The organism is Nocardia sp. NPDC058518 (assembly GCF_042719655.1).
In the GTDB taxonomy this organism is placed as follows: domain Bacteria; phylum Actinomycetota; class Actinomycetes; order Mycobacteriales; family Mycobacteriaceae; genus Nocardia.
This window is the reverse complement of the sequence record NZ_JBHXNJ010000001.1, coordinates 963,572-968,802: the sequence shown is the minus strand read 5'-3', so window position 1 is coordinate 968,802 and position 5,231 is coordinate 963,572. Positions and strand designations below refer to the sequence as shown.

The 5,231-nt window shown below is 67.2% G+C and carries 4 protein-coding genes; all 4 read left to right on the top strand.

Annotated elements, in window-relative coordinates:
- Positions 1-191 precede the first annotated feature (191 nt).
- The 4 genes from ACFWPX_RS04195 to ACFWPX_RS04180 all read left to right on the top strand — a co-directional run bounded on the left by ACFWPX_RS04195 (position 192) and on the right by ACFWPX_RS04180 (position 5,116).
- Complete coding sequence (locus tag ACFWPX_RS04195) at positions 192-851, top strand: GAP family protein (protein ID WP_378925907.1); 660 nt, start codon at positions 192-194, stop codon at positions 849-851.
- 14 nt (positions 852-865) lie between these two features.
- Positions 866-2,572 (top strand): SulP family inorganic anion transporter, encoded by a 1,707-nt coding sequence (locus tag ACFWPX_RS04190; RefSeq protein ID WP_378925905.1) that lies wholly within the window; start codon positions 866-868, stop codon positions 2,570-2,572.
- Positions 2,565-3,221 (top strand): GAP family protein, encoded by a 657-nt coding sequence (locus ACFWPX_RS04185; RefSeq protein ID WP_378925903.1) that lies wholly within the window; start codon positions 2,565-2,567, stop codon positions 3,219-3,221. Before ACFWPX_RS04190 ends, ACFWPX_RS04185 begins: the two co-directional genes overlap by 8 nt.
- 89 nt (positions 3,222-3,310) lie before the next feature.
- Entirely contained in the window at positions 3,311-5,116 is a 1,806-nt protein-coding gene (locus ACFWPX_RS04180) for an alkyl/aryl-sulfatase (RefSeq protein WP_378925901.1), read from the top strand.
- Positions 5,117-5,231: the final 115 nt, after the last annotated feature.

Genomic DNA, 5,231 nt, shown 5'->3' with positions numbered 1-5,231 from the left:
TTTGCTTCGTGGGGGTGGCTTGTTTGGGGGGTGTTTTTTTGTGTCTACTCCACCTCACACCCGCGCCGTATCGGCGTACGTCGCCCGTCGCGGGTGAACTCCTTCGGCGCTGGTGCCGGTTGGTGTGAGTGGGCCGATTTCACCCACAACGTGTGACGCGCGGTGCTGTTCGCCCTCCTTAGCGTGAGCGCATGGGCTCAGTCATCGGTGATCTGCTTCCGCTGGCGGTGGGTGTGGCGATCTCGCCGATCCCCATCGTCGCGGCCATACTCATGATCTTGTCGAAGAACGCGGGCGGTGCGGCGAAAGGGTTCGCGGCGGGTTGGGTCGCCGGGATCCTGGTCGTGACCGTCGTGGTGACGCTGCTCGCCGGGTCGCTGGGCGACTCGGCGGCGAAGGAGCCTTCGGCGGTGGTGTCCTGGATCAAGATCGTCTTGGGCGCTCTGCTGGTGCTGCTGGCGGTCAAACAGTGGCAGTCGCGGTCGGACACTGCGGTGCCCGCCTGGATGCAGGCCATCGACACGCTCACGGTCGTCAAGGCGGCGGGTCTGGGCGCGTTGCTGTCCGGGGTGAATCCGAAGAACCTGTTGCTGTGTGTGTCCGCGGGTGTGGCGATCGGGTCCGGTGGGCTCAGCGCGGGCGGTGACATCGTCGCGATCGTGGTGTTCACGCTGATCGCCTCGGTCACCGTGCTCGCCGTGGTGCTCGGGTACGCGCTGGCCGCCGACAAACTGCGGCCGACCCTCGACAGCGCCAGGCAGTGGCTGCAAGCGAACAACCACGCGGTGATGGCGATCGTGCTGCTGGTGATGGGCGCGGTCGTGGTCGGCAAGGGCATCGGCGGACTCTGACAGAAGGGCTCGTCGTGAGAACACTTCCGGTCTTCGAATCGCTGCACGGCTATCAGCGCGCGTGGCTGCGCCCCGATGTGATCGCGGGCCTCACCGTGTGGGCGGTCCTGGTGCCCGAAGCGCTGGCCTATGCCTCGATCGCCGGTGTGCCGCCGGTCGTCGGGTTGTACGCGGCAATACCCGCGCTCGTCCTCTACGCGCTGGCGGGCAGTTCGCGGCACCTGATCGTCGGCCCGATGTCGGCGACCGCCGCGCTCTCGGCCGCGATCATCACCCCGATGGCAGGCGCCGACGGCGGACGCTACCTGGCCATGTCGACAGCGCTGGCCATCGCGACCGGCATCGTCGGCCTGCTGGCCGGGCTGATCCGGCTGGGTTTCATCGCCTCGTTCATCTCCGAACCGGTCTTGAAGGGCTTCATCGTCGGACTCGCCCTGACGATCATCATCGGCCAGGTGCCCAAGCTGTTCGGGGTGCACAAACACGACGGCAACTTCTTCGAACAAGCCTGGGGCGTGATCCGCAATCTCGGCGACACCCAGTGGCGCACACTGCTGATCGGTCTGCTGGGTCTCGCGGTCGTCCTCGGCCTGAAGCGCTGGCTGCCACTCGTGCCCGGCTCGCTGCTGGCCGTGCTCCTCGGCATCGTCGCGGTGCAGCTGTTCGGGCTCGACGACAAGGGCGTCGATATCGTCGGCCACATCGATGCGGGTCTGCCCTCGGTCGGTCTGCCGTCCGGTGTGGGATTCGACGACTACCTCGACCTGCTCGGCCCCGCGATCGGTGTCTTGCTGATCGGCTTCGCGGAAGGGCTCGGGGCGGCGAAAACCTATGCGGCCAAAGCGGGTTACACCATCGACCCCAACCGGGAGCTGCTCGGGCTCGGCGCGGCCAACCTCGGTGCCGGCCTCGGCTCGGGCATGGTGGTCAACGGCAGCCTGTCCAAGACCGCGGTCAATGGCGGTGCGGGCGCGAAGACCCAGGTCAGTGGGCTCGTCGTCGCCGTGCTGACCGTGCTCACCCTGCTGTTCCTGACGGGGCTGTTCGAGAAGCTGCCCGAGGCGACGCTGGCCGCGGTGGTGATCGCCGCGGTCATCGAACTCGTCGACATCGCCGCCCTGCGCCGTCTGTATCGGGTGTGGAACCAGCTGCTCGGCAGCATCTACGGCCATGCCGCTCGCGCCGACTTCCTCGCCGCGATGGCCGCGATGTTCGGTGTGCTGCTGTTCGACACCCTGCCCGGCCTGCTGATCGGTATCGGCGTCTCGATACTGCTGCTGGTCTACCGCACCTCCCAGCCGCATGTGGCCGCCCTCGCGAAACAGGGCTCCCTGTGGGTGGATACGGCCCGCCACCCCGAATTGGCCTCGCGTCCTGACCTGCTGGTGGTCCGCGTCGAAGCAGGCTTGTTCTTCGCCAACGCCGACTACGTGAAGACCCGGATCGAGCAGCTGTGCACGGACTCGACCCGCCTGGTGGTGCTCGACGCCGAGACCTCGCCGGCGCTCGACGTCACCGCCGCGGAGATGTTGCTCGACCTGCGAAATGCCTTGGCCCACAAGCGTATCGATTTTCGCATCGCCCGCTCGGTAGCCCAGTTCGGCGAAGCACTGGGTTCGGCCGAGGCGGGCGACACCCCGATCGGGATCTACCCGACGGTCGCCGCCGCGGCCGCCGAACTACCCCCGCAGTCACAGACACCGAGGAGCACCGATGGGTGAACTGCTTGTGCTGCTGCTCCCCGAGATGATCGGGCTCGTCGTCACACCTGCCGCGATCGCCGGATGCGTGCTGCTGCTGCAATCGCGGCGCCCCATCGCGAACGCGCTCACCTTCGGTGGAGCCTTCTTGCTCGTCTACACCCAGATCGCTGTCGCCGCGCTGCTCGGTGGCGCCTCCGACCCCGGCTCGACGTCGAAGACGGTCTCGCACTGGGCGGGTCTGGTGGTCGGCCTGGTGTTCCTTGCGGCGGCCGCTCGGGTCGTCCTGCACCGTCCGGCTCCGGGCGCGCCCGCGCCGAAACTCCTGACCGAACTCGAATCCGCCGGTCCGCGAAAGGCATTCGTGGCCGGTTTGGTGCTCGCTGTCGTCAACCCGAATCTGTTCATCATGATGTCGGGCATGAGCGTGATCGCCAGCTCCCAGACCACCGTCGGCGCCGCGTTGGTCGGCACGCTGCTGCTCCTGCTGGCGGCGATGCTCGATTTCCTGGTGCCGATCGGCATTTTCCTCGCGCTGGGGGAGCGCGCCAAGTCGGGTCTGGAAAGCGCCAAGGAGTGGATGTTGCGCAACAACCGCGCGATGACGATCGGCGTACTGCTCGCCTTCGGCGCGCTGTTCACGATCCGTGGCATCGCCAACCTGACCTGACCGCAATTCACCCGTAGCGGGTGATGCACCGCGAGATTACGGAGCCGACGATCGGGGGACTGGCCGAGCCGAGCTGAGGAGTGGATCCGATGGCGCTGGATTACGACGACCGCACCGATTTCGAGAACGCAGACCGCGGGTTCATCGCGACGTTGACGCCGATGCGGATCGCCAAAGCCGACGGCACCGTCGTCTTCGACACCTCCGGCTACAGCTTCCTGGACGGCCCCCGCCCCGACACGGTGAATCCCAGCCTGTTCCGGCAGGCCCAGCTGGTGGTGAAGAACGGGCTGTACAAGGTGGTCGACGGCATCTATCAGATCCGCGGCTTCGACATCTCCAACATGACGATCGTCGAGGGCGACACCGGTGTCATCATCATCGATCCGCTGATCTCCGCCGAATGTGCCGCGGCCGGTCTTGCCCTGTATCGCGAACATCGCGGCGATCGGCCGGTCACCGGCGTGATCTACACCCACTCCCACGCCGACCACTTCGGCGGTGTCGGCGGCGTCCTGCCCGATGGTCGTGGCGACGTGCCGATTCTCGCGCCGCACGGTTTCATGGCCGAGGCAGTGTCGGAGAACGTCTACGCGGGCGTCGCGATGACCCGGCGTGCCACGTACATGTACGGGGTCGGGATGACACCGGGGCCGCAGGGACAGTGCAGCACCGGACTGGGCATCCAGACCTCGCGGGGCACCTTCGGCCTGATCCCGCCGACGATCGACATCACCCACACCGGCCAGCAGGAAACCGTCGACGGTGTGCCGATCGTGTTCCAGATGACCCCCGGCACCGAGGCGCCCGCGGAGATGAACTTCTACTTCCCGCGTCACCGCGCCCTCTGCCTGGCCGAGAACGCGACCCACAATCTGCACAACCTGCTGACGCTGCGCGGCGCGCTGGTGCGCGATCCCCGGGTGTGGTCGCAGTACATCGACGAGTCGATCGAGATGTTCGTCGTCGATTCCGACGTCGCCTTCGCCTCGCACCACTGGCCCACCTGGGGCATCGACAACGTCCGGTCGTTCCTGTCGGTACAACGCGACCTGTACATGTACCTGCACGATCAGACGCTACGGATGCTGAACAACGGCATGACCGGGGTCGAGATCGCCGAGGCGATCGAGCTTCCGCCCGGCCTGGCCGACGCCTGGAGCGCCCAGGGCTACTACGGCTCGGTGAGCCACAACGTCAAGGCGATCTACCAGCGCTACCTCGGCTGGTTCGACGGCAACCCGAGCTCGCTGTGGCAGCATCCGCCGACGGAACAGGCCAAGCGCTACGTGGAGACCATCGGCGGAATCGACGTGGTCGTCGCCAAGGCACAGGAGTACGTAGCGAAGGGCGATCTGCGGTTCGCGGCGGAACTGCTCAAGCATGCCGTGTTCGCCGATCCGCAGCACCCGGCGGCGAAAGACGCACTGGCGCAGACCTATCAGCAGCTCGGTCTGGGCGCCGAGAACGCCACCTGGCGCTGCTTCTATCTCACCGGCGCCAATGAACTGCGCAACGGCATCCAGGTGACCCCGATGAACACGGGCGGCGGAATGGCCGCCGCGCTGACGGTCGAGCAGCTCTTCGACACCATCGCCATCCGGGTGAACGGGCCGCGCGCGGCCGAGGATTCCTTCCGCATCGAATGGCACTTCACCGACCTGGACACCGTCATGCGCCTCACCTTGTCCAACGGAGTCCTGGTCCGCACCGTCGACCCGCGGTCGAAGGCCGACATCGACCTCACCGTCAATCTCACCAAACCCCAGTTGCTCGGTGTCCTGGCCGGCAAGGGCCTCGACGGACTCGACTACAGCGGTGATCCCGGCGTCCTGAAGCGTTTGTTCGGCCTGCTCGACGATCCCGACCCGAGTTTCCCCGTCGTCACTCCTTGAGATAAGTGGGGGGGGGGGGGGGGCCCCCCGGGGGGGGGGGGGGCGCCCCCCCCCCGGGGGGGGGGGGGGGGCGCCGGCGGGGTGGTGTGGGGGGGGGGGGGGGGGCACGCGCCCA

What these genes read in the sequence shown, in the direction of transcription:
- ACFWPX_RS04195 (WP_378925907.1), top strand. Translation starts at nt 192, where the DNA reads ATGGGCTCAGTCATCGGTGATCTGCTTCCGCTGGCGGTGGGTGTGGCG.
- ACFWPX_RS04185 (WP_378925903.1), top strand. Translation starts at nt 2,565, where the DNA reads ATGGGTGAACTGCTTGTGCTGCTGCTCCCCGAGATGATCGGGCTCGTC.
- ACFWPX_RS04180 (WP_378925901.1), top strand. Translation starts at nt 3,311, where the DNA reads ATGGCGCTGGATTACGACGACCGCACCGATTTCGAGAACGCAGACCGC.